Origin of the sequence: Mycobacterium sp. RTGN4, from assembly GCF_033804635.1 — a bacterium.
Taxonomy (GTDB): domain Bacteria; phylum Actinomycetota; class Actinomycetes; order Mycobacteriales; family Mycobacteriaceae; genus Mycobacterium.
Genome location: NZ_JAPZLB010000010.1, coordinates 109171 through 135626, shown reverse-complemented (window position 1 = coordinate 135626; position 26456 = coordinate 109171). Strand labels below are relative to the sequence as shown.

Sequence of the window (26456 nt, the reverse complement as noted above, 5' to 3'; positions counted from 1 at the left end):
TTGACCCCGAATGTGTTTCGGGAATATCGGACCGATCCGTGTGCTTACTGATCGTCCACAGCAGGCAGTCGGACACGGAACTCGGTACGGCCCGGCCGAGATTCGGCCGTGACCGAACCTCCGTGGGCTTCGGTTATGGACGCCACGATCGCCAGCCCCAGCCCGGAGCTGTTCAGGTCGCGCGACCTCGCCTTGTCAGCACGTACGAAGCGGCCGAACACGTCCGCCATGATCTCGGGTTCGACGCCGGGTCCGTCGTCGACGACGGACAGTTCGACCCATCGATCAGACTCGCGGACCGTCGTCGTGACGCTCACCCCCGCCGACGTGTGCATGCGGGCGTTGGTCAGCAGATTGCTCACCACTTGGTGCAGGCGGGCCCGGTCCCCCAGGACCCATACCGGATCGTCCGGAAGTTCGGCCAGGAAGCGAAGGTCGGAAGCGGTCACGCCGACGTCGTTCACCGCATCGGCTACCAACTCGCACAGTTCGACGCGCTCGAACTCGAGGCCCTGCCCCTCGTCGAGGCGGGACAGCAGCAGCATGTCCTCGACCAGGGTGCTCATCCGGCGCGACTCGGACTCGATGCGAGCCAACGCGTACTCGGTGGTCTCGGGCAAGGCCGCGCCGTCCTGCCGGGTCAGTTCGGCATAGCCCTGGATCGCCGCCAGCGGGGTGCGCAGTTCGTGACTGGCGTCAGTGAGAAAGCGGCGCATTCTGCGATCGGATTCCGCTCGGGCAGCGAGCGCGGCATCCACGTTGGCGAGCAGTCGATTCAACGTCTCCCCGACGATGCCGACCTCGTTGTCCGGATCGGTGTCGGCCCGTCGCACCCGAGCGGTTATTCGGTGTTCCTCGCCAAGGATCGGCAACCGCGCCGCCTTGGCGGCGGTGGCGGCCACCCGCCGCAGCGGGCGAAGCGCCTGACGGACCAGAAACGCCGTGCCCAGCGCGGCCAGCGCCGCGGCGCACGCTGCGATGACGGCGACGGCCAGGGTCTTGTTGGTGATCGCCTGATACGCGCTCTTCAACGTCACCGCCGAGACCAACTGCGTGCCGTTGCCGCCGTCGACGCTCGCCACGCGGTAGTCGCCGAGCTGACCGAAGTCCACGGAGCGCGGAGCCGCGTCGGTCCACGACAGCGACTCCAGGGCTGCGACCGCCTCGGGCGGCGCCTCACGCGGTCCGTCGTCGTCGAAGGTCGCCGCGCGAAGCACCCGGTCTCCGGTCATGACGGCAATGACCGTCCCTGGGGCCTGCCCGGTGAACGCGGTGAGCGCCCGGTCGTCCGAGGTGCCGGTCGCGGCGGACTTGCCGAGTTTGGTCAGCGAGTGCTTGAACGCGATCAACGAATGCTCTAGCTCGTAGTCGCTCATCGCGGTCACGTACGCGCGCATGCTGACCACCGACAGCGCACCGACAACCAGCACCAGCGTGGCGACCAGCAGCGAGACGCCCCACGTCAGCTGTCTACTGAGCGTCCTCGGCCGCCACCACGGAACCCGTCGTTGGCGCCTCACTGCGCGGGTCGGAGCTGATACCCGACGCCACGGATTGTGCGGATCATGGGTCGACGACCTGCGTCGATCTTCTTGCGCAAATACGAGATGTAGAGGTCGACGATGCTGGTACGGCCGCCGAACGAGTAGTTCCACACGCGTTCGAGGATCTCTTCCCGACTCAAGGCCCGCCGCGGATTGCGCATCAGATAGCGAAGCAATTCGAACTCCGTGGCCGTCAATTCGATGCGCTCACCACCACGAGTGACGTCGTGACTGGCCTCGTCAAGCAAGAGGTCTCCGACGAGGAATGTCTCGTTTCCGAGCGAGTCCATGTCGCCCACGCGCCGAAGCAGTCCGCGCAACCGTGCGACGAGCTCTTCCAGGCTAAATGGCTTGGTCATGTAGTCGTCCGCGCCCGCGGTGAGCCCGGTGACGCGGTCGCTGACGGAGTCACGGGCGGTCAGGAAGAGCACCGGTGTGGACTTGGCCTCCAGGCGCAACCGCTGCAGGATCTGCAAACCGTCGAGGTCGGGCAGCAAGATGTCGAGCACCACGACGTCGGGTTCGGTCGAGGTGAACTTCTCGATGGCCTCGCGGCCGTCGTGCGCGACTTCTACGACCCAGCCCTCGTATCGCAGCGCCATCTTGATCAGATTGGTCAGCGCACGTTCGTCGTCCACGAGCAAGACCCGGATCGGCGTTCCATCGCTCCTGCGCATCGGAGGTAGTTGGCCGAGTGTCGCCGGCCGTGGTTGCCGGGACCGAGGATTAACGGACATCGTCGTCATGCCTCGATTGTCCGGATCCCGAAGGTAACTGTCACGGAGTTCATATCCAATTCTCAGAGAGTGCGCGCCGAACACGACAGGCGTCCACTGCAAACCGTGGCAGATTCGGTAGGCATAACTACCTCAGCAGCAAGCCATTTCGGGTGCGTCAGTGCGAAGCGGCAAGGAACGCACGCGCGCACGCTGTGATCCTCGATACATGATTTGCAAACTCTATGCGTTAGCCCATTGCGCTTGACCATCACTTTTGTCGATACCTACGCTCGCACTTGGGAATTGGCCGCTACATCGACGTACGCCGCTGCCCTGCAATCTTTTTCGGATACGACGCCGCGGCCACTTGCCGTCGGCGGTCGCCAGCGTCAGGAGTTCGAGAATGTTTCATCCCTTGTCGCAACGGTCGGGCACGTTACTGCGCTACGACCTGCCTGCGTCGTTGGTGGTCTTCCTGGTGGCCTTGCCACTGTCGTTGGGCATCGCGATCGCCTCTGACGCTCCCCCGCTCGCCGGGCTGATCGCGGCGGTGGTCGGCGGCATCGTCGCAGGCGCGGTTGGAGGCTCTCCATTGCAGGTCAGCGGTCCCGCCGCGGGCCTGACGGTGGTGGTGGCGGGGTTGATCGAGCAGTTCGGATGGAAGGTGACGTGCGCCATCACCCTCGCCGCCGGCGTACTCCAGATGCTCCTTGGCATGTCCCGGGTGGCCAGGGCTGCGCTAGCGATATCGCCGGTGGTGGTGCACGCGATGTTGGCGGGTATCGGGATCACGATCGCGCTGCAGCAGGTGCACGTGCTGCTTGGGGGCGACTCCAAGAGTTCGGCCTGGCAGAACGTGAGCGAGTTGCCCGGTCAGCTGCTCGACGCGCACGGACCAGGATTGCTGCTTGGCCTGATGGTGATCGCCATCATGATCAGCTGGCGTAGGGTCCCAGGCGCCGTCGGCAAGATCCCAGGACCGCTGGTCGCAATCGTCGCGGCCACCCTCGTTTCGCTGGCATTCCCATTCACCGTCGAACGCGTTCGCTTGGACGGGTCGCTGTTGGACGCGGTCGCGCTGCCTGGTCTTCCCGACGGGAATTGGGGTGCCTTTGTGGTCGGTGTACTCACCGTTGCGCTGATCGCGAGCGTGGAGAGTCTGCTGTCCGCCGTTTCGGTCGACCGGATGCAGAACGGTCCCCGCACCAACTTCGACCGCGAGCTCATTGGTCAGGGCGCCGCCAACATCGCCTCGGGCACACTCGGCGGGCTGCCCGTCACGGGTGTGATCGTGCGTAGCTCGACGAACGTGACCGCGGGCGCGAAGACGCGCGCATCGGCAATGCTGCACGGAGTTTGGGTGCTGATATTCGCGCTGCCATTCGCCGGGCTGGCCGAAATGATTCCGATGGCGGCGCTGGCGGGCCTGCTGATCATGATCGGTGTGCAGCTGGTGAAGCGTGCCCACATCGAGACCGCTCGCAAGTCGGGCGACCTCGCCGTCTACGCGGTGACGCTCGTCAGCGTGGTGTTCCTCAACCTGCTCGAAGGTGTGCTCATCGGCTTGGCGCTGTCGATCGCGATGACGGTGTGGCGTGTGGTCCGGACGCACATCGTGGCCGAACCCGTCGATGCAGACAACTGGCGCGTCGTCATCGAGGGCTCATGCAGCTTCTTGTCGTTGCCTCGACTGACCAGTGTGTTGGCAACCATTCCCGCTGGCACGAACACCACGCTGGAGCTGTCCGTCGACTTCATCGACCGCGCTGCCCACGAAGCGATCGACGATTGGCGCCGCCAGCACTGCGCGTCGGGGGGAACGGTCGAGGTACGCCAGCTCGGCTCGGTCCACTTGGACAGCGCGCTCGAGGGTCCGCCGGTCCGCGAACTCCACGGGGTCGACGCCAGGTCCGGGGTGAGGCCGTGGAGTTCATGGCAGCACGCCCAGCAGGATGGCCATCCCGTCACGGGTGCGTCCTCGCCATCGGTCGTCAACGGGCTAGCGATCTATCAGCGAAGGACGGCGCCCCATCTTCGTCCGCACATGGAGCGGCTGGCCCATGCGCAACGCCCGGAAACCTTGTTCATCACCTGCACCGACTCTCGAGTCATACCCAACCTCATCACCAGCAGCGGGCCAGGGGACTTGTTCACGGTGCGCAACGTCGGGAACCTGGTGCCGGCAGCGCAACGGGATGCGTCGATCGAAGCGGCGATCGCATTCGCAGTGGACAAGCTGCACGTCTCGTCCATCGTGGTGTGCGGACACTCCAGCTGTGGTGCGATGAACGCCCTGCTCGCAGACCATGATCCAGGCAGCATGGCGGAACACTCCCTGCACTCCTGGCTCGCGCATGGGCAATCTGCCGTCGTGGCCTACGACGAAGGGCGACATCCCATCGCCAGGGAAGCTGCAACTGCCGGCTTCGGTGCCGTCGATCAACTTGGGATGGTCAACGTCGCGACCCAGGTCGAAGCGTTGACCCGCCACCCGTTGGTGGCCGGTCGCCATCGGCGAGGCGAAATCGAAGTCATAGGAGTCTTTTACGACATCGCCAGTGCGATTCCGCTGCGGATCGAGCCCGAGTCGATCAACGACATGGCGATGCGTATCGCCTAAACGCCCATATTCTTTGTGCCACATATGAATTCATTGCGATGGATATTTGTCCAGCATTATTATTCAAGTGTCACAACCGTTTTGGTAACCACAAAAATTTGGAGAACACGATGAAGCTTCACAAGATGTCCATGTCCACGGCAGTCCTCGCCGCGGGTGCGGTGGCGGCAATCACGCTCGGAGCAGGAATCGCGAACGCTGCCCCTTCGGGCGGAAACGCAACCGATACGATCGCCCGACTACAAGCCAACGGCAACCGGGTCATCGTGAACAAAGTCGGTAGCGGACCCATGGACCAGTGCTCGGTGACTTCGGTGCGCTCCATCGTGAGCAGCCAAGCGCCCACCGCCAATCCGCTCACGGATGTGCCGAACCTCCAGCGCATCACGACCGTCCACGTCGGATTGAAGTGCTGATCGGGCTGCCCGAGTCCGGTTGCACCTGAGCAAGAACGGCCCCCGAAGGTTCGGGGGCCGTTTCGCCGTGGCATCCACCTTCGGGATGCAAAACCGTCAGACCGTGGTTCTAGTGTTGGTTGGGATGGTGAACCATGCAGCAATCTGAGGGAGGCGAGCTCATCGCTCGCCCAATGGCCGTCACGAGTACCGTCGCGGTGTGGGACGTCGTTTGCCGTGGCCGTACTCGCCATGAAAGCGAAGAAGAGACCGTCGATTCGACGCATCTGGTATTCCCGTACCGCGGCATATACGTCCACCACGTTGGTCACGCGCACTCGGTCACCGAACCCAACCACGTCGCCTTCCTCAACGGTCACGAGCACTATCGAGTAAGCCATCCCATTGAAGGCGGGGACGCCGCGCTCTCGATCGGAGTCGACACACCCACGCTTCTCGAAATGACGCCAGGCGAGCACCTTCGCAGGCCAGACCGCGCGATCTTCAAGCCGCTGCGGTTGCCCATCGGCCCGCAAAGCCAAGCCCAAGTGGCGACGCTCCGACACGGTCTCGACACGGGCCGAATGAATGCGCTCGAAGCAGAAACGTTGACGCTCACGCTCATTCGCGGCGTACTGGGTGAACGTCGCTCACAAGCCCTTGGCAAACCTGGCCACTCGCAGAAGATGGTGGACAAGGCGAAGCTCGTGGTGTCGTCCGACCTCGGCCGCCGGTGGACGCTTTCCGAAATCGCCGATGAGGTCGGTGCGTCACCGGTCTATCTGACCGGCATCTTTCACCGGGTTGTGGGGATGCCGCTGTCGCGCTACCAACGCCGGCTTCGACTGGCTCGCGCGCTCCATCTGCTGCGCGACTACGAGCACGTCACCGACCTGGCGCTCGACCTCGGATTCTCGAGCCACAGCCACTTCAGCGCCGCCTTCAAGGAGGCCTACGGCCGAAGTCCTTCGGAGTTTCAACGCACCGTCGGGCTGAGGTAATGACAGCTAGGGGCCGACCTGCTCGCTGCTGCTGAAGTTCAGGCTCATCCGTGCGCCGGCTTGCGCTTGTTGCTTGGGCACGCTGTGCCGCCAGTCGCGTTGGCAGCGGCCGCGCATGATGAGTACGTCTCCGCCTTGCGGACTGAACGCGGTGCTCTTTCCACCGTGTGCCGGTCGAATCAAAAACCGCCGCGCCGCACCCAAACTCACCACCGGAACGGCAGCGGTGACGGGTTGGTTGGCGGGACGGTCCGCGTGCCAGCTGGTGCTGTCTTGATTGTCCCGGTACCAGTTCATCCAGACCCCGTCGTAGCGGACTCCGCAAAAATCGCTCAACGCGGAGGCAATGGCGACGAGCATGGGTGGAGCCTTCGCCAGCTCGCGAAACTCGTTGGTGAGGCGTGGCTCGTCGACGACTCTGTCGTACATCCACCGGCTGCGCTGCTCCCAGCCGTGCAGCTCGCTCAGTTGCCGCATGAATTCTTCGTGGCCCGAGACGAATCCGGGCACGTGAGTGATCCATGACTCGTCGTCCAACCAGTACTCGGTGGCCGCCGCGAACGCGTCGGTGTGCAGCTCGGGCGCGTCGAAGGCGCCTTCGCTTCCGAACAGCGTCGCTTCGACCGACATCAGGAGTACACCTTCGCGGCTTTCTCACCGAGCGCGGCCATCGCATTGAGGTACGGGATGGGGCCGTAACTGATTCGTGCGACGCCGAGTTCGGTCAGCCGGTCATGGGGTGGCACGCCGTCCATCACCATCACGTTGACCGGCAGCGGGGCTGCTTCGCAGATCTTCGCGATCAGAGCGTGCTCCTGAAGCCCTGGGATGAAGAATCCGGATGCTCCGGCGGCTGCGTACTCCTTGGCGCGATCGAGGGCCTCGGCGATGACGGACTCAGGCTCATTGCCCTGTCCGAGGAACAAGTCGGTGCGCGCGTTGATGAACAGCGGAACACCCTGTTCCTGGGCCGTTTGCCGAACCGCCGCGATGCGGGACGCCTGTCGGTCGACGCTGTACAAGCCGGATCCTCGTACGACGCGGTCCTCGAAGTTGATGCCGACGATACCCAGCTTCAACAGGCGGGAGATGTTGTGCGCCAGTTGATCAACATCCTCGGTGTATCCGCCCTCGAAGTCAGCGCTGACCGGAAGCTCGACCGACGCTGCGATGCGTTCGATGATCAACTCGACGAGTCCGACGGGAATGTCCTCGCCGTCCCGATATCCTTGCGCCTCGGCGACCGACCAACTGCTCGTCGCAATCGCTTCCGCGCCAGCGTCGGCGATCGCCTTGGCGCTGCCGGCATCCCAGGCGTTGAACAGAACCAGCGGCGCACCCTTGACGTGAAGTTCGTTGAAGCGCTTGGCCTTGTCGTTGTGATCCACAATTCGACAGTACGAAACCCTTGCGCGGAAGCGCTGTCAGAATCTTCAGCAGTTGATCGCCCGATCAGTGGTTGATGTAGACCGCCTTGGTGCTGAAGTACTCTTCGATGCCCTTTCGGCCACGCTCGCTACCCCAACCCGACTGCTTGTGGCCGGAGATCGGCATCGCGGGGTCCATCGCGATTGCACAGTTCACCCAGATTTGGCCTGCGCGAAGCTCGTTCGCGAAGCGATGGGCGCGGCTGAGGTTCTGGGTCCAGAAGGCCGCGGCGAGACCGTACTCGGTGTCGTTGGCGGCGGCGAGCGCCTCCTCCTCCTCGTCGAACGGGATGACAGAACCGACCGGCCCGAAGATCTCCTCGCGGATGAGCCGCATGTCGGGTGTGGTGTTGGTCATGATGGTTGCTTCATAGAAGTAGCCCTCGCGGTCCATCGCCTTGCCGCCGGTCACCACCTGCGCGCCGCCGGCCACGCCGTCGCTCACGATCCCTTGCACGCGCTGGCGCTGCTTCTCGCTGATCAGCGGTCCGATGACGGAGTTGGGATCCGCGCTGCCGCCCATCGGGATCACCTTGGCCAAGTTGGCGAGGCCATCGACGACCTGGTCGTAGATGCCGCGCTGGACGTAGATGCGCGACGTGCAGCAGCAGTTCTGCCCCGAGCCGGCCAGCAGGCCCATGCCGCCCATCATGATCGCCTTGTCGAGATTGGCGTCGTCGAAGATGATCAGCGGTGACTTGCCGCCGAGCTCGAGGGTCAAGCGCTTGAGGTTGCCCGCGGCCGCCTTGACGATCAGCTTTCCGACCTCGGTGGACCCGGTGAATGAGATCTTGTCGACGTCGGGATGGGCGGTGAGTGCGGCACCTGCGGTCTCGCCGTAGCCGGTGATCACGTTCAGCACGCCGTCAGGCAGACCGGCCTCGCGGAAGATCTCTTCGAGCTTCAGCGCGGTCAGCGGCGTCTCTTCGGCGGGCTTGAGCACGGCGCTGCAGCCCGCTGCGAGGGCGGGCGCGACCTTGAGCATCGCGACGAAGAACGGCCCGTTCCAGGGGATGATGAGGCCGACGACTCCGATGGGCTCGAGCTGGGTGAAGTTGTGCAGGGTGTCGTAGATGCCGCTTCCTTCGATGACCTCCGACACCACGTTGCTCGATTCGCCGTGGATCTTGCCGACCCAGCCGGCGTAGTACGTCAGAATTCCGTTTGCCACCGTGATGATGTGTCGCGCGGCCGCCACGTTCATGCCGTTGTCGCGGCCCTCGATCTCAGCGAGCTCGTCGGTGCGCTCCTTGATGATCGCGGCAGCGCGGAAGAGCACGTCGGCGCGTTTCGCAGCGGGCAGCTTGCGCCAGACGCCCGACTCGAAGGTCTCGCGGGCCCGGGCCACTGCCGCGTCGACGGTCGCCTGGTCAGAATCGACGACCTCGGCGATCTGCTCCTCGGTGGACGGGTTGAAGACCGGAATGATCCCCTCGATGGTGCTAGTCACGTCCTTCTTCCTTTCGCCGAGCCACTCCGAGACCGGAGTCGCACGATGCCTCAATTGTTGGTGACCCAGTGCTCAAGAAGCACGGGAAAGATCTGACCGCATGCCGAACTTGGCCGCGCCGACGATTGGGGCGAACGGCCCCGCGTCCCAAAGGTCTCGCGGTCGACGAGCTGCCGGACATCGCTGGTAGCCCTCCACTGGAAAGAACACGGCCGTTGCGCCCGTGAGGTTACGCGCGTAAGTATGAGGTGTCTAGTGCCTCCGTCGCGTAGTAGCACGACCGGTAAGGTTCGGCGCGTGAGTAGGCCCTCTTCGCGCGCGGCCATGCTCCGCGGCGGACTGGTGGGGGCGTGCTCGGCGCTGGTGACGGTGCTCGCCCATGCGAGCGGGGGCGGCGGCCTGCCGATGGGTTCGGCACTGATGGCACTGATCATCGTGTGCGCGACGGTGGGCGCCGGCGTCGGCGTGATCAACCTCGAAGGTCGCCATGCGCGACTGGCACTGATCATCGCCGCACTGAGCGCGGGCCAAGCTCTCGGACACGTCACGCTGACCGCGATCGGGACTCATCACCACGTCGGGTCGGCGCTGGCGAACCCTCTTCGGATGCTCGCCCTGCACGCCATCGCCGCGGTCGCACTCGGCCTGCTGATCGGCGCGGTGGAATACCTCTTTCTGGTCTGCTCATCGGTGCTGTCCTGGCTACGGCTGTTCGCCACCTCAGGGCTGGTGCCCGCGGCCGCGTCGGTGCATCGGTACTCGAATGTCGTTGTCGTTCAACCGGTGCTGCTTCGCGCCGGCTTGGGGATGCGGGCGCCGCCGAGGCGCTCCGTGCTCGGCGCCTAGCGCACCGCTTTCCCCCTGACAGGCAGCCACTTCGAGGTGGCTGCCGTCCACATCGCACGCTCGCATGAGCGCATCCCGCCCAGTTCGCCGCAACGCGGCATCGGGCACAAGCCAATGAAGCGAAGGCACATCCGTCATGACGACGACACCAGACGACCAGCGGCTCCGCGGAATGCGACCGCTACTACTGCGAATGCACTTCTACGCCGGGATCTTCATCGGCCCCTTCATCCTCGTCGCGGCGATCACCGGCCTGCTGTACGCCCTTGTCCCCCAAATCGACACGATGGTCTTCCGACACGAGTTGACCGTCGAGCGGGTCGGCGAGCATCGGGTGCCGCTCGCTGAGCAGCTCAACGCGGCGCGGGCGGCTCATCCCGAAGGCACCGTCGAGAGCATCCGTCCACCGGCCGCACCCGACGAGACGACGCAGGTCAACCTGGCAGTGGATGACGTGCCGCCCGATTATGGCCGAACCGTCTTCGTCGACCCCTACACCGGTGAAGTACGCGGTGCGCTAACGACATTCGGCCAGTGGATGCCGGTGCGGGCATGGTTCGACGAACTGCACCGCACCTTGCATCTGGGCGCCATCGGGCGCAACTACAGCGAGCTCGCCGCCAGTTGGTTGTGGATCATCTCGCTCGCCGGTTTGGTGCTGTGGTACATCCGCCGCAAGGACACCAAGAAACTGCGCCGCCTCGCCCTGCCCGATCGCACAACGAAGGATCGGCGCCGCACGGTGTCCTGGCATGGCGCCGTCGGCGTGTGGATTGTCGTTGCGCTGCTGGGCTTATCGGTTACCGGGGTGACCTGGTCGCGCTATGGCGGTCAGTCGGTGAACCTCATTCAGGAACACTTCGCCATGACTGCACCGGCAGTCGACACCACGATCGCCGCCGCGACTGGATCGGCCCCCGACGATGGTGGGCATCACCAGCACGGTGGCTCGACCGGCACGGCCGAGGAAGACATAGCGCGCTACGGTGCCGACACCGCACTGCGCACCGCCGAGCAGGCCGGGTTGCGCGGCCCGATGTGGATGTATCCCCCGGCCGAGCCTGGGCAAGGATGGCGGGTCGAGGAGAACAAGCGAGACTGGCCGACCCGATACGACGCCATTTCGGTCGACCCTGACACCGGAGCGATTACCGACCGGGTGAACTTTGCCGACTGGCCATTCCTCGCCAAGCTGACCGACTGGGCCATCGGCGCCCACATGGGCATCCTGTTCGGCATCGTCAACCAAATTCTGTTGGCGCTCACAGCCATTGGGTTGATCACGATCGTCGTGCGGGGCTATCGGATGTGGTGGCAGCGTCGGCCCACCCGCGGCTCGACATGGGCGGTGGGGCGAGCACCGCTACGCGGCACGTTGCGCAACGTCTCGCCCGCAGCACTGGTCGCGCTCGCCACCGTCGCCATCGCCGTCGGATGGTTCCTGCCGTTGTTCGGGCTGAGCCTGCTGGCGTTCCTCGTCGTCGACGCCGCCGTCGCCGCCTTCAAGCGCGCCATCAAACCCTGACCCGCTGGGTGCGAGACAATGTGGCGCTCATATTCAGCCGCGCAGACCGAAGACTACTGCGCTGCGAGGTACAGTTCTCCCGATCCCCTAGACGGAACTCGGGTTCCACCGGCTGGAAGTCTCGCCGACAGACCTGAGACGGGCGGCGTACGACGACGGCATGGCCGCGATATGACTCGAAGGGCAGGACGCACAGCGTGTTCCGAGTGTTGAAACGGTTCTGGATCCCACTGCTGCTCGTGGTGGTGGTGGCGTTAGGCGCCTACGGCATTAACCGCATTCGCGAGTCCACACGCCATCAAGGCCCGAATTTGGCAGAGGGCTCCGGAATCACCGAGAACTTCAATCCGAAGCACATCGAGTACGAGATCACCGGGACGGGCGGGACCGCGAACCTCAACTACCTCGACGAGAACGGCCAACCTCATCTCATCGAGAACGCCCCGCTGCCCTGGTCGTTCACGATCGTGACGACGCTGCCGTCGATGTCGGCGAACATCATGGCCCAGGGTGATCGCAACACCCACGACCTTGGGTGCCGGGTGACCGTCGACGGTCAGATACGCGACGACCGCACCAGCACCGACACCATCAAACCGTTCATCTACTGCTTGGTGAAATCCGTATGAGCAACGCACACACGAAGCCCCATCGCCCGTTCTTCGCCCGGATGGTTCGGATCTTCTCGTTGCCGATCATCCTGCTCTGGGTGCTCGTCGTGGTCGTCGTGGGCATCGTGACCCCATCACTGGACGACGTCGCGGCAACCCGGTCGGTGCCCATCAGCCCTACGAACGCGCCGTCCTTTCAGGCAATGCTGCACATCGGCAAGGTGTTCAAACAGTACGACTCGGACTCCACGGCAATGGTCGTGCTGGAGAGCGACGACCACGTCGGCGACGCGGCACACAAGTTCTACGACGAAATCGTCGCCAAGCTGCTTGCCGATCACGAGCACGTGCAGAACGTTCAGGACTTCTGGAGTGATCCGCTGACCGCGGCGGGCTCGCAGAGTGTGGACGGCAAGTCCGCCTACGTGCAGATCTTCCTCAATGGTGCCCAGGGCACCAGCGCCAGCCACGAGTCGGTGCAAGCGGTGCGTGACATCGTTGCCTCGGTGCCCGCACCGCCGGGCATCAAGGCTCATGTCGCAGGCAATACCGTGCTCAATGCCGACACCAGCGTTGCCGGGCATCGGAGCCTGGCGATCACGGAATTCGTATCGGTCGGCGTCATCATTCTGATGCTGCTCATCATCTACCGCTCCGTCGTGACGATGCTCGTATCCATGGTCATCATCGGCCTGGAACTATTTGCTGCACAAGGCATTACCGCCACGGCTGGCAACCTGAACATCATCGGCCTGACCCCGTACGCGGTGAGCATGGTGACCATGCTGTCCTTGGCCGCCGGAACAGATTATGTGATCTTCCTGCTCGGGCGATATCACGAAGAGAGATCGAAAGGCCTGGACTCCGAAGACGCGTTCTATGTCGCGTACAGCGGCGTCTCGCATGTCATCCTGGGCTCCGGGTTGACCATCGTTGGTGCCTGCTTGTGCCTCACGATGACCACGCTGCCCTACTTCCAGACCATGGGTCTGCCCTGCGCGATCGCGGTTCTAGTGATCATCGCCGCAGCACTGACGTTGGCGCCTGCGGTCCTGACGGTGGCGTCGAAGTTCGGTCTGCTCGACCCCAAGCAAAAGATCGCCTCACCAGGGTGGCGCAAGGTCGGTACCTCTGTGGTTCGCTGGCCCATTCCGATCGTCTTGGTGACCAGCGTGATCGCCATTATCGGCTTCGTCGCCCTGCTGACCTATGTGCCGCAGTACAACGACCAGAAGTTCACGCCCGCCGACATGCCCGCCAACGTCGCCATGGGCGTCGCGGACCGCCATTTCTCCCAGGCCCGCATGAATCCGGAACTGTTGATGCTCGAGGCCGATCATGACCTGCGCACCCCTGCGGACATGCTCGTGATCGAAAAGGTCGCCAAGAGCGTCTTTCGCATGCGTGGCATCGATCGGGTGCAAACCATCACCCGTCCACTGGGCGCACCGATCCAGCACAGTTCGATCCCGTTCCTGCTCGGCGCGCAGAACGCCAGCACTCTGCAGAGCGCGAAATTCAACAACGACAACTCCGCACAGATGCTCGAGCAGGCCGACGAGATGAGCAAGACCGTCGCCAGCATGGAACGCATGTACGCCATCACGAAGGAAATGACCGAAGTCACGCACAGCATGGTTGGCAGGACCCATGAGATGGCGGCCACCACCAACGAGTTGCGTGATCACATCTCCGACTTCGACGATTTCTTCCGACCACTGCGCAACTTCTTGTACTGGGAGCCGCACTGCTACGACATCCCGGTGTGCTTTACGTTGCGGTCGCTCTTCGATTCCTTGGACGGGATCGACACACTCGCCGACCAGATACAAGGTCTCACCATCGATCTGGACCGTTTGGATAAGCTGCTGCCGCAGATGTTGCCGGTGCTGCAGGACACCATCGCGACGATGAAGACGATGCGCGACTTCATGATCGCGACCCACAGCACCATGGCCGGCACCCAGGCCGCGCAACAGGAGGCGGCCAAAGGCGCGACGGAGATAGGCCTGTACTTCGATCAGGCCAAGAACGACGACATGTTCTACCTGCCGCCGGATGTGTTCGACAATCCCGACTTCAAACGTGGGATGAAGATGTTCATGTCGCCGGATGGCAAGGCGGTCCGGATGATCATCACCCACCAGGGCGACCCGGCCTCGGTGGAGGGCATTGAACATGTCCGGGACCTCAAAGGTGTTGTCGCAGACGCCCTCAAGGGCACCCCGCTGAGCAATGCCAAAGTGTCGCTGGCTGGTACCGCGGCGCTCTACAGCGACATGCAGGACGGCGTCATAACGGACCTCTTGATTACGGTCCTCGCAGCGATGATCCTGATTTTCGCGATCATGCTGATCATCACCCGAAGCGTGGTGGCCGCCCTCGTGATCGTTGGCACCGTGGCCGCATCGCTGGGCACCGCCTGCGGTCTGTCGGTGCTGCTCTGGCAGGACATCCTGGGCCTGGGCGTGCAGTGGATCGTGATCCCGTTGTCGATCGTGATCCTGCTGGCCGTGGGTTCGGACTACAACCTGTTGGTCGTCTCGCGCTTCAGAGAAGAGATACACGCCGGGCTCAACACGGGCATCATCCGGGGCATGGGCGCCACCGGACGCGTCGTCACCGCCGCCGGCCTGGTGTTCGCCTTCACCATGATGTCGATGATCTTCAGCGACCTGCGCGTCGTCGGTCAGCTCGGCATGACCATCGGTATCGGCCTCGTCGTCGACACGTTGATCGTGCGGGCGTTCATGACTCCTTCGATCGCCGCCGCACTCGGACGCTGGTTCTGGTGGCCGCTCAACACCTTCGCGATCGTCAAGAGAGGTGGTTCTGCGCCCGAGCGGGACGCGAACACCTCGCCCATCCCTGCAGCTTCGACGCCGGACACATGACAGACACGAAATCCACACTGCGCCAGCGCACCGAAGGGCGGCTGGATCGATCCCGTGATCCAGCAATCCTCAACGCCGCGTTGGCGGCCCTGACCGAGCATGGCTACGACGCCACCAACATGAACGACATCGCCGCCCGTGCCGGCGTCGGGAAGGCCGCGATCTACCGCCGGTGGTCGTCGAAGGCAGCGTTGATCACCGACGCACTCGTGCATTGGCGACCCGATCTGATGAGCGACGACGCACCCGACACTGGCAGCCTCACAGGCGATTTCGATCTCCTTGTCGAACGCGCCGCCCGCAACGACGACGACCTGGTCTCCAACGACCTGGTGCTACGAGTCGCGTTGGAGGCCGCACACGACCCCGGACTCGCCTCGGCGCTCGAAGACCTGATGCTGCTCAAGGGTCGACGGGTGGTGTCGGCAATACTCAAGCAAGCGGCCGCACGCGGTGAGGTGTCTGGTGATCGCGACTGGTCGCTCGTCGCCGATGCACTTACCGCGATGGCCCTGATGCGTGTCATCGGCGGACAAAGCGTGGACTCCAAGTTCGTGCGACAGGTCATCGACACATTGATATTGCCCGCGGTCCTTGGTCGCGCGATTTAGCGAGCTCCGCGCTTTCGGTGCGGCGGCGTATCCGAACCAATCAACGTTTCGAGAAGCAGGTGGCGGACGACCGCCAATGCCGACTCCGAGTTGGCGTAGTGCATGAATCGACCGAGGTCGACCACGAGAGCGAAGCCTGCGTGCACGGCGAAACGCGCTTCATCCGGCGAGATCTCAGGTCGGACAGCGGCCACTTGGCGGGCCCACGCGTCCACCGTCGCACGTTGGATGTTGTGCAGCGCATCCTGATCCGCGGCGGGCACATTGACGCGATCCGCGTAGTAGACGTAGGCGAGTTCCGGATTGGCGAAGGACCGCCGCACGAAGGCTTCTACCAACTGTCCGACTGCATCGCGGGGGCCGTCTGCGGCGGACAGGATGGCAGAGACGTCACCCGAGACGCGGTCCGCGGCGCGGCGGTACACCGCAGCGAGGATCGCACCCTTTCCGGAGAAGAAGCGGTAGATGCTCGTGGTGGATATGCCGACGGCGTCAGCGATGTCGTCCATTCCAGTGTCGCGGTAGCCGCGCTCGTTGAATAGCAGCATGGCCGCGTGCAGGATCTGCTCATACTCGCCGGCTTCCGCGGTTACCGTGACCCGGATCGGTGTGGGATCTGCTGACGGCGTTTGGCGAGGCAACTCGGTGTCACGCACGTTGCGCGCAATTCTGGCCAGGGTCGCGTGGATTCGGTCGGTTTCGAGCCGAGCATGATGGTCAGTGATGCTGCCGACGACGCTGAGCACCGCCGAGGACAGGATCCAGCGCTGGCGCGAGTCCAGGTCAGAGCGCAACTGGCACATCGTCATTTGGAGCCTGCGGTTGACCAGTTTGATCTGTTCGTTCAGCAGCAATTGGTCGACGTCGTGAAGATAGCGGCCCTCCCACCGGTAGAGGCCTCCACTGGTACGGTTCGCCAGCGTGATGTCGATGAGCGCGGCCACCGCGCGATCCCACGTCAGTTCCGGATCGGCCTGGTCGTCGTCGATGAATGCCGTGCACTCGACCAACTGCTGTCCCAGGCCAAGCACGGCCGCCTGGAAGAGGTCGTACTTTCCGGAGTAGTGGCGATAGAGCGAGGCGGCGGTCACTCCGATCCGGCCTGCGATGTCCTCCATGCTGATGCCGTGGTAGCCGAGTTCGCTGAACGCCTCGGCTGACACTCGGGCGATTTGCGCCTTTCGGTCCTTCGGTCGCCGACGGCGCTCCGTGGTCAGCGGGGTCGCGGGCACCATTGCGACAGCCTAACGCCAACCGGGTGCCGAAGACGTGACCTGGGCACCGCGGTACTCCGGACGCAGTACCGGGCTCAGGGCAGCCAGCGGTATGTGTGCTTGCACCGTCCCGCCGTCCATGGACCACTGCATGTTGCCCGTGGTGAAGTCGAGCGGAGTGTCATGTGCCACTGGGTAATCCGGCAGATAGAGAATGAGTTCATCAGCCGTCAGCGCCCACGCCTTGTATCCGCCGGAGTAGACCTTGTCAGGTGTCCACCGGTCTGCGGTGAAGGGGTAGGTACCGGGCTGGTGTGGCGGCGGCGCCTGATCGAGGGCCTGCTCGATGAAGGGTTGCGCCAGCGGGGGGATCGCCGAGAGCGGGTCGACGCCGGGGTTCGTCAAATCCGACAGCTGCAGTTGCCTGCCGGCTGCCACGTCGAAGGCGAAGGTGCGGTAGGCGTTGTTGAAATCCGGACCGTCGGCGTGATAGGTCTCGCGGAACACCGCTGACAGCGCACTGCCGTGCCGGAAGATCTGGAAGTTCTCCTCACCGAAACTATCGGCGACCATATGCACGCCGACCTGCGTCCAGTTGCCCACCAGAGTTTTCAAGTACTGGCGCACAACGGGTCCGGCGGTCGGGTCGTCGACGAGTTCGGCGGGGATGGCCACCTTGATGTCGCGCGTGGCGTTCCGTTCGGACTGGACCGAGAACTGGCAGTATTGGCCGTTCCACTGTCCATTCAGCTCATCGCAGAATGCCACCGATGTTGCGGATGCTATGGGGGCGGTGACGGCGGCCGTCGCTACCGCCGTGATCAGGCCGAGCAGCCGGGTCATCTGCATGTACGTGCTCCGATCGTCAGGGCAGGGCGACTTGGCTTGCGCGCCAACGTCCGTCAACGAATTCCATGGTCATCTTGATCCTGCTGCGGTCGACGCGCGGATCGGGAACGTTGGTGTTCGAGACTGATTGGTCGACGAACAGAAGCACGACCACCTTGTTCTTGGCTTCGGACTGGACGGCCGACTCCACGACGACGCCGTGGGCAGAAGCCTTGTTGTCGATCAGCAGCTGGCGAAGTTGGGTACTGGATTGGGAATACATGTCTTTGAACTCACCGGTGGCGCCGTCGAGGACCTGATTGAAGTTCTCGTCGACCTTGGTGGAGTCGATACTGGTCAAGACCTGCGCGTAGGCGACTGCTGCCGCCTGAGCCTGCTGGCCTGCACGGACGAGCTCCCGTTGTTGCCACAGCATCCAGCCCAGCGTTCCCGAGACAGCAAGTGCAGCAACGAAAACCAGCATCAGTACGCCTGCGAGCACGCGATGTCGCCGGGACCGCTGCGGGCGCGTCGTCCCGTCGACATCGGTCACATCGGCGTCGGAGGCATCTTCATCCACGACGCTTGCCGTCTCGTCGGCTTCGTCGATCTGGTTGTCCGTGCTCACTGTCATGATCGTCTCCTTGATACGGGGTGATTAGCGGGGCGGCTCGATGGGTAGCGCTGGGCCGCCATACGGCGTGGGGATCGTGAACCGACCCGGCGGGGTCGGGTCGGTAGTTCTTCCGAGGTCCGCGCCCGGCGGCGGCCCCGCGGTGTCGTCCCCAGCTGGCCGCGGGGCGTTGCGCGCTCCTCGGACCAACACACCGGGATCGTCGTTGCGGCAATAGGTGTACATGGAGGGCTCCGGATAATCCGCGGAGGACGGAGGGCGACGCGGCGTTCCGTAGTCGCATGCGTAGCGCGGGTAGATGTCTCCGGTCGCCCACAGCCCGTGGTCGTGCATGACGCTGCCGATGGCGTCGAGCACCGAGGTGCGGTAGTTGGGGAACAGCGCGTTGAGTGCGGGCACCCGCAGATAGAGCAACTGGGAGGTGCTGGCCAGGCTCCCAAGCAGTTGCACCATGGTCTCGGAGTTGTCGGTGAACAGATCATCGACGGCGTTGAGGGAACCCGGCGCCTGTTCCGTGAGGCGGCGGTATCCGTCCCGCATCCGGTTGATGCCATCGAAGCTCTGGCTGAGATTGTCGGCAGCGGCGGCGATTCCGGCGTTCTTGTCGGCGGCCATCGTGAGCACTATCCGGCTGCTCCTCAGCACGGTCATCGTCTCCGGAAGCACGGAATCCAGCGTCGACAACAGGAAGGTGCCGCCGTCGATGATGTCGGCGAGCTTCTGTGGTCCCGCAGCGCTGAGGCTCAACTCCTTCTTGATGATCTCGAGTTTGGCCGGATCAACCTGGGCCAGCGTCCCGTCGGCGTCGGCGAGCAACTGCGCCAAACTCACCGGCACGGTCGCGGTGCCCTGTTTGATGACGCTGCCGTCGGCCAGGTAGGGGCCGGCATCCGTGTTGGCGGAGAATTCGATGTACTGCTCCCCTGCCGGCGACAGGCCCGATACGCGGACGGCGCTCGACACCGGTATCGGCTCAGTCGAGGAGACGTTGACCACGGCATCGACGCCGCCCGGTGTGATGTCCAGTCGTTCAACGCGCCCGATCGGCACTCCCCGAAGTGTCACATCCTGGTTGGGCAACAGGCCGGCGGAATCCGGTAGCTCGATGGTGATCCGATAACTCGATGCGAACGGGTTCACCCGCAGCGCACCGAGGAATAGGTATCCGCTCGCTACCACGAGAGTGAGGATCAATGCGGCCGCCGACAGCCAGGAGCGCCGACGATGGCACGCCCGAACGACGGCGACGACGGCATCGGCGACGGTAGCGATCATCGGGGTGCCTCCGCGGGCGGTGCGGGTGGGGCAGGCGGCTCGTCGGGTGCGGACGGGGCGAGCTCCAGCTGTCCCGGTTCGGTCGGGCTGGGGATCACCGGAACCTGCGCCACGTCGGGCCCCTTGCCCACGACCCTTTCCTGCAACCGCCACAGGGTGTACTTGATGGAGCCGACCAGCTGTTGCCAGTTGTACCGCTTCGGACCGTGCAGACCGATGTCGCCGCCGAAGCCGATGTCCGGTATCGATCCAAGCACCAATCGGTCGATACTGGCCCGCACCGAGATTGCGTTGCTCGGGGTGGCTTTGACCAGCGGTGGCATCAGTCTGTTGAGGGCGTACAGGGTGGCGTCCGGCGCCAGCGCAACGTCGTTCCACGCCCGCGCCACATCGTTGGCATCAGAGATGACGCTTCGGCCGCTGGTGTCGGTGCCTGCGATGGACGGGAACTTCTTCAGCTGTTCTGTTGTGGCACCGATCTTCTCGACGAGGTCGGCGACATCGGTGGTGTGGGCGGCCAGCGTTTCGGTCGCAGGCCCGGCTTCGGTCATCAGCTCACCGAGCGCATCATTCTTGGCATCGATCTGCTCGACGAGCCGCGACGTCTCGGTCAGCGCGGTCGAGATATCGTCGGAGCGGACGTTCAGCGTATTCAGCGTGTGATTCGTCTTGGCGATGAGATCGCCGAAGGCCTGCCCCTGATCACCGGTCGCCCTGCCCATTCCATTGATGATGTTGGTGAAGTTGCGCACGGCACCGCCGTTGACCAGGATCGCCGCCGAGCCAAGTACGGACTCGACAGTCGCGGCCGCCGCGGTCTTGTCCAGGCCGATGGTGTCGCCGTCCTTGAGCAGCGGTGCGCCGGGCTCGGACGGGCTTGGCGGCTTAAGTGCCACGAACACGTCGCCCAGCGGAGTCGCGGAGCGCAGTTCGGCGGTACTGCCCAGGGGCAGTTGCACGCCGTCCATGATGCGCAGGGTCGTGACCGCGGTGTAATTGCGCGCCACCATCGACTCGAGCTCACCGACATCTGCCCCTGCCAATTTCACTTTCGCATGGGCTGGCAGATTGAGCGCGTTGGCGAAGATGGCGGTCACGGTATAGCCGCCGGACCCCACGCCCGGGGCTGGCAGCGGCAGGCTGGCCAAACCCTCAGTCGCACAACCAGATGCGAAAGCGGAGACACACACCGCGACGATCAGGGGCAGCACGGACTGACGGGACGCCGTCACTTCTGCCCCATCGCCGCGAGTCCGTCGAGCATGTACGACAGCCCGAAGTCCGGCCCGAAGTCCTTCAATGTGCCTGTGCTGCAACCGAGTTGTCGCAGGCCCATCATGTTGCAGACCTCTTTGACCGTCTGAGTTTCGAACAGCACCTTGTCGACGAGCACATGAACGCGAACGGATCCGTTGTTCTGGTCGATGGCGTTGTAGATGTTGTCCAGCGTCATAGGGGTGAGATCGAGGAACTCGGCGAGATCGCGCTGGTGGTCCACTGTCGTCGTGAGTGCGGTGTTGCCGTTGGTGACGATCTGCTCGATCTCGTCGCGGTGGGTGTGCAGGACCTCGCCCAACTGGGTGATCACCTCGGTCAGTTTCTTGCCGGTCGTGCCGGTACCGAGGTGCTCTTCGGCCAGGATGTCGCTGAGCGCCCGTACCGTTGACCCGAACTCTCGCAGCGTGGCATCGTTGGTGGCGGCGGCATCGAACAGCGAGCTGAGGTTCCTGATGATGGTCGTCAGCTGATCCTGTGTGACCGCGCCACGGTCGGCGCTGAGCCGCAAGGCACTAGACAGTTCACCGAGGGCGTCCTTCATGTCTTGACCGTTTCCGTCGGCGATTGCCGCGCTGGCGTTGACGAGGTCGGCCACCGGGCCCTGTCCCTTGCCGTCGCCGCGCAGTGAACCCGACAGTTTGTCGAGAACGTCCAGCACCCTGGCGAATTCGACGGGGGTCTTGGTGCGATTGAGCCCGATGGTGTCGTGATTCTGCAACGTCGGGCCGCCGCGGTAGGCCGGGGTGAGTTCGATCTGCCGATCGGTCAGGATCGAGTTGGAGATGGTCACCGCCTGCGCGTCGGCCGGAACCTGGACGTTCTTATCCACCGTGAAGCCCACTTCGACGTAGCCACCCTTGGGGGTGATGGTGGTGACCTGTCCGACCGGCATCCCGAGTACGGCGACGGTGTTGCCCACGTAGAGTCCTGCGGCACTGTCGAATTGCGCGGTCACGGTGATGGTGTTGACGGCGCCCCTCAGGACGGACCAGCCGGCGGCGACCACGATTAGCGTCAGCACCAGAGCCGCTGCAGCCAACGCGATTACCTTGCGGCGGAACCGGTTCACTTGCAGTCCTTGAAGTACGGGATCATTCCGAACTGCTTGGCCCGACCGCTGATGGCGCACATCCATGAGTCCACCAGCAGCCCGTTGCTGGCGTTGAAGTCCACCGCGTTTCCGGTGCCGGTGGCGTTCGCCAGCCCGCGCAGCGCAACCGGACCGGCTTGCAGGGTGCTGCGCAGCAGGTCGTCGTGCTTGCCGAGCATGTCGGACAGCTCGCGAATGTTCGTCAGCAGCTTCTCCAGCTCTGGGCGGTCGTCGATGACGATGCCGCTCAGGGTTTGAACAAGGTCGGTCAGTGACCGCAATAGCGCGTGAAAGGAGTCGCGTCGGGTGACGAACTCGCCGATCAAGTCGTTGCCTTGGTTGATCAGGTTGCCGATGTTCGACTGCTGACGGCGCAGCGTATTGCTCACCAACTCCGCGGTTTTCAGCAGACTGCCGAGCTGGTCGCGCCGCGAAGCGATGATCGTCGCCAGGGTGTGGGTGTTCTTCAGCGCCTGTGGCAGCACGGCGGGAAGTCCTTGCAGCTGCTTGCCGAGGATGCCGAGTGTTTGAGCGAACTTGTCGGAGTCGACCTGTTCGTAGGTGGTGGTGACGTCGGCCAAAGCTTCTTGGAGGTCATAGGGCACCTCGGTATGTGTGATGTCGAAGGTGTTGTCGGACAACGAACCCGGGCCTGCGGGTTGTAGGGCGAGGTAGCGACCTCCCAGGATCGTGGTGATCTTGATCGTCGCTCGGGAGTCCGCCCCAAGGGCGACATCGTTGCGAACCTTCAGGCCGACGTCCACGTGATCGCCTGCTAACGCCAGGCTCGTCACCTCGCCGACCGGTATCCCGGCGACGGTGATCGGATTGCCCGACTTGAGCGCCGCGGCTTGCAGGAAGTGGGCTGTGTAGTGCCGATACCCGACGTCGGCCGCCTTGACCGTGAACATCGCGGCGATGAGGACGGCCACGACGACGATCGCGCCGAAGCCCAGCCATCCCGGGTGGTAGCTCTCCAGCGGTCGGCGTCTGCGCTGCTGGGTGGGTGTTCGTTCAGCCATGACTCGTGTTCCTGCATCTCGGGGTGTACCACGCCTTGTTTCCGGGTGTTGCGGCGTCGACGATGATCGGCACCACGTCGTTGAGACCGGGGAAGAAACCGGTGGCGTTCAGGTCGCAGGCGTAGGCGCTGACGTAAGCGCCTTCATTGGTCAGGCGCGCGAATCCTTTGAGCAGCAGCGGAAGATTGTCACCGGTGAAGGCCAGCTGCGGTTCGATTCCCACCATGTGCTGGGCGAAACCCGGTTCGCGAAGCACCAATTCGTTGAGTTCTGGGTGTACCTCGTCGGCGATCGTCGAGAGTTGCCGCACCACTTGGGAGATTGACCCCATCGACGAAACCAGTTCGGGGCGGCGTGCGTTGAAGGTCGTCACCGTGTCGCGGGTCTGAGTAATGAGCTGATCGAGGCTGTGGTTGTGCTGGGCCAAGTTGTCAACGACCGCATTCAAGTTGGTGATGACGTTCCCGAGTTCCTGGTCTTTGCCGGCGAAAGAGTCGGTGAGCCGTGAGGTCTGGTCGACCAGGGCAACGATGGATCCGTCATCGCCTTGCAGCGATGCGATCACCCCCTTGGTGAGGTTGTCGGCATCGTGCGGGTTGAGCACGCTGAACAGCGGCTCATAACCGTTGAGCAGCGCGCCCACGTCAAACGAAGGGTCGGTGCGCTCGACGGGAATGATGCTCCCGGGGCCAAGCACTCCGGGCTCGCTGGACTGTCCGATCGACAATCCCAGGTAGCGCTGGCCGACGATGTTCTGGTACGTCACCGCCGCGACGGTGGGCCCCAATAGTTGCTGATCGCTCTGAACGACGAACGACACTTTCGCGAGTTCGCCTTGCAGTTCGATCTTTTCGACCCGACCGACGCGTACCCCGGCCATCCGGACGTCATCGCCCTCTCGGAGGCCGAACACGTCGGAGAATATCGCCGCGTAGGGCACGGTCCGCCCGGCCACGTCGCGGCGCAGGGTCGCGTAGACCAGCCAGGTCAACGTCACCGCCACGACCATGAACAGTGACAGCCCAATCAACGCGCTGCGATGTCTCACCGCCCTCCTTCCGAATCATGTTGTGCCAGCGACACTGTCGTGCCACGTGCGACGGGACCGAGAAGTAGCTGGGTGGCGGTCGACGCCGGTTGACCGGTGATCACGCTGAGTGCGACGCGTTCCTGCTCGCTACCGACCGGCCCGACGTTGCCGCCGAACGATGCAGGCGCGGCCTCGGCGGGCAGCGGTGGGTCGCCCGGCTTTGGCGCCACCGGCGCAGGTGGTGACAACGGCGTCTCCGGTGGCGGATTGGGTACCAGGTCCGGATTGGCGGTGCCCGGTACCGCGGGCGAGGGCGACACTCCTGGCGCCAGAGGTGGGTTCGGATCGGCCAGACTCGGATTGGGGTTGAGGTACGGGGGGCCGATCGCGACGAGGTTCCCGTTCGCTCCCATGGCAGTTCCGGGGGGTGGCGTCAGATCCTTCGGTGGCTGATAGTTCTGCGGCAGCAGCACGTCGGGCAGATCCGGGCGGGTGGGTACCAACGGCGCCGTGAAGCAGCTTGGGCCCATGAGGCCGGCGTACTGCGGGCAGTCGGCCCTGGTGTAGGGGTAGCTGGCTGTGAAGGACAGATTCACCCGCATGTTGCCGATATCTCGTTCGGGGATCCACACCTCATTGAAGAACTTGTCCACCAGCCCATTGAGCTTGACGAACGCAGGTAACCAATGTTGCGAGGTGTCTGCGAGTTGACCAATTACCGGGGTGAGCTCTCCGGTGATCTTCACGAGCTGATCGGCGTGATTGGCAAGCGCGGTCTGCGTGGTGCCCACGGTGTGCAGACCGCCGTCGATCAGGGTCGTGAGCTGACCGCGTTGCTCCACCAGCGTCTGCATCGGCGCAACGGCTTGGTGCAGTGCATCGACCAATTCCGGTGCGGTCTGCTGCAATCCGCGGGTGGCGTCGATCAGTGCGGACACCGTCGACGGGCCGGGTGCGGTGGCCACGGTTGCGTCTAGTTGGTCGATGAGCCGGCTGAGTTGGGCACCGCCGGTCAGCAGTTTGGTGCGACGGTTTTCGGTGGCCGTGTTGATCGCGGCCAGCACTCCGATCGTCTTGTCCTCGCGGCCGCGTCCCGTCGCAGCGAGGATGTCGCGCAACTTGCTGATCGTGGTTTGGAACAGGACGGTCGGGAGGTCGGTGTCTTCTGGGATCGTGGCCCCGGCACGGATCGCCGGGCCGCTCCCGCGATCGACCAACTGAACCGATGACACCGCAAAGACATTGCTGGGCACCACCCGTGCGGTCACGGATGCGGGGATCGACGCGGCGTACGAGTGATTGAGATCGATGTGTACGTAGTTCGGCGCACCGTTGGCAGCAGGGGTGACCCCTTCGACCATTCCGACCAACACACCGTGGTACTTGACGTCGGAACGCTGCGGCAGTCCATCTCCGACGTTGACGAGGGCGGCCACCACCCGGACATACCGGTCGAGTCGCCCGGTCGCTTTGAACAACAGCGTCGACGTGACGATCCCCGCCACAACCAGCAGGGCGACGCCGACGCCGAGCAGCTGCCGCTCGGACGCTCCGCGCCCATCTGATTCAAAGGAATTACCCACTTATCCGCCGAACCTTGCTCCGGAGTCGACCGTCCACAGCGCCATCGTGAGCAGCATGTTGACCAGGATCACCACAGTGATGCTGGCCCGCATGGCATGTCCGGCAGCAACTCCCACGCCTTCGGGGCCGCCGGAGGCGTAGAACCCGTAGTAGCACTGCACGGTCGAGGCGATCCACACGAAGATGACGGTCTTGATCAGCGAATAGCCGATGTCTCGGCCGACCAGCATCAGCGTGAAGTAATGCAGATATGAGCCCGTCGAACCACCGCTGATCAGATAGACCACGACCTGAGTGGTCAGGTAACTCACCGCCAGGCACGCGACATACAGGGGAATCACCGCGACGACCGACGCCATCAGTCGGGTGGTCACGAGATAGGGAATGGGACGGACCGCTACCGCATCCAGCGCGTCGATCTCTTCTGCGATGCGCATGGACCCGAGTTGGGCGGTGAATCGGCAACCAGCTTGGGTCGCGAACGCCAGTGATGCGGCGATCGGCGCCAGCTCGCGGGTGTTCACCAATGACGAAATGATCCCCGTCGCCGGGCCGAGGCCGAGCATGTCGAGGAAGTTGTATCCCTCGATTCCGACGAGGGCGCCGACCGTGATGCCCAAAACTATTGCTACACCTGCGGTTCCGCCGCCGACGACCAGGGAGCCGTTGCCCCAGGCGATATCGGACAACAACCGGACGAACTCACTTCGGTACCGCCGCAGTGCAATCGGCACCGCGGAAACGGCGCGCACGAAGAACACCAGCATGTGGCCCAACCGGATGACCGGCGCGGTAGCGCGCCGGAAGATCCGAACCCACGGCGCGACCAGCGTGGGCACATAAGGCGACACGGCCACC

General features: G+C 63.9%; 23 protein-coding genes. 8 read left to right on the top strand and 15 right to left on the bottom strand.

From position 1 onward, the window contains the following. Positions 1-44 precede the first annotated feature (44 nt). Both SLQ30_RS21930 and SLQ30_RS21925 read right to left on the bottom strand, forming a co-directional pair. On the bottom strand, positions 45-1520 hold the full coding sequence (locus SLQ30_RS21930; RefSeq protein ID WP_319448668.1) for a HAMP domain-containing sensor histidine kinase: 1476 nt from the start codon (positions 1518-1520) through the stop codon (positions 45-47). Then, the gene (locus SLQ30_RS21925; protein ID WP_319448669.1) at positions 1517-2290 is read right to left on the bottom strand and encodes a response regulator transcription factor; all 774 of its coding nucleotides are present in this window, start codon (positions 2288-2290) and stop codon (positions 1517-1519) included. Before SLQ30_RS21925 ends, SLQ30_RS21930 begins: the two co-directional genes overlap by 4 nt. Positions 2291-2666: 376 nt before the next feature. Between SLQ30_RS21925 and SLQ30_RS21920 the strand changes: the two genes are divergently transcribed. The 3 genes from SLQ30_RS21920 to SLQ30_RS21910 all read left to right on the top strand — a co-directional run bounded on the left by SLQ30_RS21920 (position 2667) and on the right by SLQ30_RS21910 (position 6279). Then, positions 2667-4883: a bifunctional SulP family inorganic anion transporter/carbonic anhydrase gene (locus tag SLQ30_RS21920; RefSeq protein WP_319448670.1), complete on the top strand. Its 2217-nt coding sequence runs from the start codon at positions 2667-2669 to the stop codon at positions 4881-4883. 110 nt (positions 4884-4993) lie between these two features. Next, complete coding sequence (locus tag SLQ30_RS21915) at positions 4994-5299, top strand: hypothetical protein (RefSeq protein ID WP_319448671.1); 306 nt, start codon at positions 4994-4996, stop codon at positions 5297-5299. A gap of 134 nt (positions 5300-5433) precedes the next feature. Continuing rightward, on the top strand, positions 5434-6279 hold the full coding sequence (locus tag SLQ30_RS21910) for an AraC family transcriptional regulator (RefSeq protein WP_319448672.1): 846 nt from the start codon (positions 5434-5436) through the stop codon (positions 6277-6279). Between the two features lie 6 nt (positions 6280-6285). Here SLQ30_RS21910 and SLQ30_RS21905 read toward each other — a convergent pair whose 3' ends face one another. The 3 genes from SLQ30_RS21905 to SLQ30_RS21895 all read right to left on the bottom strand — a co-directional run bounded on the left by SLQ30_RS21905 (position 6286) and on the right by SLQ30_RS21895 (position 9156). Then, a complete protein-coding gene (locus SLQ30_RS21905; protein ID WP_319448673.1) occupies positions 6286-6909 on the bottom strand; it encodes an alpha-ketoglutarate-dependent dioxygenase AlkB in 624 nt (207 codons plus the stop codon). After that, a complete protein-coding gene (locus SLQ30_RS21900) occupies positions 6909-7667 on the bottom strand; it encodes an isocitrate lyase/phosphoenolpyruvate mutase family protein (protein ID WP_319448674.1) in 759 nt (252 codons plus the stop codon). The genes SLQ30_RS21905 and SLQ30_RS21900 overlap by 1 nt, the downstream gene beginning before the upstream one ends. Positions 7668-7731: 64 nt before the next feature. Then, complete coding sequence (locus SLQ30_RS21895) at positions 7732-9156, bottom strand: aldehyde dehydrogenase family protein (RefSeq protein ID WP_413468122.1); 1425 nt, start codon at positions 9154-9156, stop codon at positions 7732-7734. Between the two features lie 297 nt (positions 9157-9453). On the opposite strand from SLQ30_RS21895, the gene SLQ30_RS21890 reads away from it, so the two are divergent. The 5 genes from SLQ30_RS21890 to SLQ30_RS21870 all read left to right on the top strand — a co-directional run bounded on the left by SLQ30_RS21890 (position 9454) and on the right by SLQ30_RS21870 (position 15643). Next, the gene (locus SLQ30_RS21890; RefSeq protein ID WP_319448675.1) at positions 9454-10002 is read left to right on the top strand and encodes a hypothetical protein; all 549 of its coding nucleotides are present in this window, start codon (positions 9454-9456) and stop codon (positions 10000-10002) included. A 136-nt stretch (positions 10003-10138) separates the two neighbouring features. Beyond that, a complete protein-coding gene (locus tag SLQ30_RS21885) occupies positions 10139-11527 on the top strand; it encodes a PepSY-associated TM helix domain-containing protein (RefSeq protein ID WP_319448676.1) in 1389 nt (462 codons plus the stop codon). A 206-nt stretch (positions 11528-11733) separates the two neighbouring features. Continuing rightward, entirely contained in the window at positions 11734-12156 is a 423-nt protein-coding gene (locus tag SLQ30_RS21880) for an MmpS family transport accessory protein (RefSeq protein ID WP_413468121.1), read from the top strand. After that, entirely contained in the window at positions 12153-15032 is a 2880-nt protein-coding gene (locus SLQ30_RS21875; protein WP_319448678.1) for an RND family transporter, read from the top strand. The genes SLQ30_RS21880 and SLQ30_RS21875 overlap by 4 nt, the downstream gene beginning before the upstream one ends. Then, positions 15029-15643, top strand: a complete 615-nt coding sequence (locus SLQ30_RS21870; RefSeq protein ID WP_319448679.1) for a TetR/AcrR family transcriptional regulator — start codon at positions 15029-15031, stop codon at positions 15641-15643. The genes SLQ30_RS21875 and SLQ30_RS21870 overlap by 4 nt, the downstream gene beginning before the upstream one ends. On the opposite strand, the gene SLQ30_RS21865 is transcribed toward SLQ30_RS21870, so the two are convergent. Genes SLQ30_RS21865 through SLQ30_RS21820 form a run of 10 tightly spaced genes read right to left on the bottom strand, consistent with a single transcriptional unit; the run spans position 15640 to position 26455 of the window. Beyond that, positions 15640-16878, bottom strand: a complete 1239-nt coding sequence (locus SLQ30_RS21865) for a TetR/AcrR family transcriptional regulator (protein WP_319448680.1) — start codon at positions 16876-16878, stop codon at positions 15640-15642. The genes SLQ30_RS21870 and SLQ30_RS21865 overlap by 4 nt on opposite strands. A gap of 9 nt (positions 16879-16887) precedes the next feature. Next, positions 16888-17706 (bottom strand): mannan-binding lectin, encoded by an 819-nt coding sequence (locus SLQ30_RS21860; RefSeq protein ID WP_319448681.1) that lies wholly within the window; start codon positions 17704-17706, stop codon positions 16888-16890. Positions 17707-17722: 16 nt separating this feature from the next. After that, positions 17723-18319, bottom strand: coding sequence for a hypothetical protein (locus tag SLQ30_RS21855; RefSeq protein WP_319448682.1), 597 nt, complete (start codon positions 18317-18319; stop codon positions 17723-17725). A 24-nt stretch (positions 18320-18343) separates the two neighbouring features. Next, on the bottom strand, positions 18344-19594 hold the full coding sequence (locus SLQ30_RS21850; RefSeq protein ID WP_319448683.1) for an MlaD family protein: 1251 nt from the start codon (positions 19592-19594) through the stop codon (positions 18344-18346). Next, positions 19591-20826 carry an MlaD family protein gene (locus SLQ30_RS21845; protein WP_413468120.1) on the bottom strand — a complete coding sequence of 412 codons (1236 nt, stop codon included), beginning with the start codon at positions 20824-20826 and terminating at the stop codon, positions 19591-19593. Before SLQ30_RS21845 ends, SLQ30_RS21850 begins: the two co-directional genes overlap by 4 nt. Continuing rightward, positions 20823-21941 (bottom strand): MCE family protein, encoded by a 1119-nt coding sequence (locus SLQ30_RS21840; RefSeq protein ID WP_319448684.1) that lies wholly within the window; start codon positions 21939-21941, stop codon positions 20823-20825. Before SLQ30_RS21840 ends, SLQ30_RS21845 begins: the two co-directional genes overlap by 4 nt. Further along, entirely contained in the window at positions 21938-22984 is a 1047-nt protein-coding gene (locus SLQ30_RS21835) for an MlaD family protein (protein WP_319448685.1), read from the bottom strand. The genes SLQ30_RS21840 and SLQ30_RS21835 overlap by 4 nt, the downstream gene beginning before the upstream one ends. Beyond that, positions 22977-24032, bottom strand: a complete 1056-nt coding sequence (locus SLQ30_RS21830) for an MlaD family protein (protein ID WP_319448686.1) — start codon at positions 24030-24032, stop codon at positions 22977-22979. Before SLQ30_RS21830 ends, SLQ30_RS21835 begins: the two co-directional genes overlap by 8 nt. Next, positions 24029-25597, bottom strand: coding sequence for an MlaD family protein (locus SLQ30_RS21825; protein ID WP_319448687.1), 1569 nt, complete (start codon positions 25595-25597; stop codon positions 24029-24031). The genes SLQ30_RS21830 and SLQ30_RS21825 overlap by 4 nt, the downstream gene beginning before the upstream one ends. Then, positions 25598-26455: an ABC transporter permease gene (locus tag SLQ30_RS21820; protein ID WP_319448688.1), complete on the bottom strand. Its 858-nt coding sequence runs from the start codon at positions 26453-26455 to the stop codon at positions 25598-25600. Position 26456: the final 1 nt, after the last annotated feature.